Here is a 2,912-nt window from a genome sequence, read left to right on the forward strand (position 1 = left end):
TTTCATGAATGAGGAAGTGATTGAGTGATTCGGCCGAATTCGGCGGGACTGACGACGCGTTCGCCGCCGGCGGGAGTCTGGCTTGCGTCCACGAACGGCTGCCGTAATTCACGGACGGCGACGACGCGGCCGTCGCCGCATACGCCAAACAGCGCATTATCCTTCACGTGCAGGCCAGGGGGCAAATTTGACACCTCACGCAGGCTCTCGGCATCGATGCCCAACACGCCGTTTTCGGGCACGAGACGAGCCCGCGCGACAATAAACCGCTGCTGGCCGATATCCGTAAACGCCCCTGGATACGGCGGCGCGACGGCGCGAATCAAGTTGTAGACCTGCTGCGCCGTTTGCGACCAGTCGATACGGCCATCCTCCGGCTTCCGGCCGCCGAAATAGCTGCCTTTCGTGAGGTCATTCGGCAAATGCGGCGCTTCGCCCGCGATCAAGGCCGGCAACACGCGCCACAAGGTTTGCTCTGCGGCGACGGTGGTTTTGTCGAAGACTTGCGAAGCGGTGTCGTCGGGGAGAATGGGTACGGGCGTCTGGCCGAGGATTGCTCCCGCGTCGGGTTTTGCGGCCATTTCGTGCAGCGTCGCGCCCGTTTCTGTTTCCCCGTTCAGCACGGCCCAATTGGTGGGCACGCGCCCTCGATACTTCGGCAATAACGAACCATGCATGTTGTACGCGCCGCGAGCGGCGAGCGCGAGCAGGCCGACTGGCAGCATGTGCCGGTAGTAGAAGGAGAAAATGAAGTCCGGCGCGAGTTCGCTGATTGCATCATGCAGTTCGGGCGACTTGGGGTCGGCCGGCGTGATCACCGTGATGCCATGATCCTCCGCGACTGACTTCACACTGCCGAACCAGATGTTCTCGTCCGGATTGTCTTCGTGCGTGACGACAAGCGCGACCTCAACGCCGCGTGCGAGCAGGACCTGCAGGCAGCGCACCCCGACGTTGTGGTACGCGAATACGACCGCACGAGGTTTTGCGCGCGGAGTGCTTGTGACGGCAACCCCATCGTTCATAGCGGATCGACCTCGCGACTAATTGCTGCCACCGCTTCCTGGCGAGGCATGGTTCGCGCAAGCTTGCCGTCGCGCTCTTCCAGGATGGTCTGCACCAGGTAACGCGGCCGTGCGCGCACTTGCTGATAGATCCGGCCGATATATTCACCAAGCAGCCCAAGCGCGAAGATGATCACGCCGAGCATGAAGAAGGTGATGGCGAACAGCGTGAACACACCTTCGACTTCCGCGCCGAACATGAAGCGTCGAACCAACAGCAGCAGGAACAGGCCCGCGGACCCCACGGACAGGATCACGCCAATGAACGACAACCACTGCAGCGGTACGACCGAGAAGCCGGTCACCAGATCGAAATTGAGACGGATCAGGCTGTACAGCGAGTACTTCGATTCCCCGGCGAAACGTTCTTCGTGCGCGACATCGATTTCAATCGGGTTCTGCGCGAAGGTATAGGCCAGTGCCGGAATGAAGGTGTTGATTTCACCGCACCGGTTGATGGTGTCAATGATGTGCCTGCTGTAACCGCGCAGCATGCAGCCCTGGTCGGTCATCCGGATGCGTGTGATGCGCTCGCGCAGCCGGTTCATCAGGCGCGACGCTTTCTTGCGCCAGAAACTGTCCTGGCGTTGCTGGCGAATCGTGCCGACGTAGTCGTAGCCCTCGCGCATCTTCGCAAGCAGTTTCGCAATTTCCTCGGGGGGATTCTGCAAATCGGCGTCAAGCGTAATCACGCTTTCCCCGCGCGATTGTTCGAAGCCCGCAAGAATGGCCATGTGCTGGCCATAGTTGCCGTTCAGCAGGATCACCCGCGTCGTGTCCGGCCGCGCGCGAAATTGCTGGGCGAGCAACGCCGCCGACTTGTCGCGGCTGCCGTCGTTGATGAAGATCACTTCATACGTTGCGTCGAGCGCGTCAAGCGCGGGATACAGGCGGGAGAAGAGAGCGGCGAGGCCTTCTTCTTCGTTGTACACCGGGACCACGACCGTTAATTCCGGGCCGGTCGGCAGAAAATCCGTTTGACTCATGTTGACGATGGTTCCGCTAGGTGTCCGTGGTGATAAATGTGGTTCTTGTTTTGCTGTGCCACAGCATGGCGTGCGTGCCTGCCGTGCCTGCAATAGCTTCAGTGCACTAAATGGCGTGCGCCGCGCAGATTTCGTTGACTGCATGCACGACGCGTGTCACGTCGTCCTGGGTCATCTGCGTGAAAAGCGGCAGCGTGACCGTTGATGCGCCGTATTTTTCAGCGTGCGGGAACATGCCTTCGTGAAACCCGCGTCCACGATACAGCGTGAACAGGTGCAGCGCGGGGTAATGCACGCCCGTGCCAATGCCGCGTTCCTTCATCAGGCCCATGAACGCCGAGCGCGTAAGCGACAAGCGCTCGAGCGGCAGTGCGATCTGGAACATGTGCCAGTTGCTGTCGGCGAAATTCGGTACTGGCAACTGCACGCCCGTTCGCACGGCCGCGCCGTTTGCGAAACTCTCAAAGTATGCGCGTGCCAGCTCGCGGCGTTGTTCAGTGAAGCGCTCCACATGCTTGAGCTGGCCGAGGCCGACGCGGGCGGCGACATCGGTGAGATTGTATTTGCCGCCGAGGAGATCGCAATCCATGCCGTCAAAGCCGGTGCGCGTGATGCCTTGCAGCCGGTACTTCTGTGCGAGCACGGCTTCTTCCTCGTTATTCAGGACGAGCGCGCCGCCTTCGATCGACGTGACGTTCTTGTTCGCGTGAAAGCTAAACGAAATAATGTCGCCGAATGCACCGATCTTCTGGCCGCGCCAGGACGATCCAAACGCCTGGGCCGCGTCTTCGATCACCCGCAGCCCATGCTCGCGCGCAATGCCGTACAGCCGGTCCATGTCCACGGGCAGGCCCGAGAGATA

At 60.7% G+C, this 2,912-nt stretch carries 3 protein-coding genes; all 3 read right to left on the reverse strand.

What is annotated here, in order from left to right:
- Positions 1 to 2 precede the first annotated feature (2 nt).
- Complete coding sequence (locus JWR14_RS27080; protein ID WP_299714814.1) at positions 3 to 1,025, reverse strand: formyltransferase; 1,023 nt, start codon at positions 1,023 to 1,025, stop codon at positions 3 to 5.
- Positions 1,022 to 2,050 carry a glycosyltransferase gene (locus JWR14_RS27085; RefSeq protein ID WP_299714817.1) on the reverse strand — a complete coding sequence of 343 codons (1,029 nt, stop codon included), beginning with the start codon at positions 2,048 to 2,050 and terminating at the stop codon, positions 1,022 to 1,024. Before JWR14_RS27085 ends, JWR14_RS27080 begins: the two co-directional genes overlap by 4 nt.
- A 106-nt stretch (positions 2,051 to 2,156) precedes the next feature.
- Positions 2,157 to 2,912: DegT/DnrJ/EryC1/StrS aminotransferase family protein (locus JWR14_RS27090; RefSeq protein WP_299714820.1), on the reverse strand; the 756-nt coding region annotated here is incomplete at its 5' end.

It is taken from the genome of Caballeronia sp. (genome assembly GCF_028292365.1).
GTDB lineage: Bacteria > Pseudomonadota > Gammaproteobacteria > Burkholderiales > Burkholderiaceae > Caballeronia.

Coding starts and splice junctions, on each gene's coding strand:
- JWR14_RS27085 (WP_299714817.1), bottom strand. CDS start 2,050: ATGAGTCAAACGGATTTTCTGCCGACCGGCCCGGAATTAACGGTCGTG.
- JWR14_RS27080 (WP_299714814.1), bottom strand. CDS start 1,025: ATGAACGATGGGGTTGCCGTCACAAGCACTCCGCGCGCAAAACCTCGT.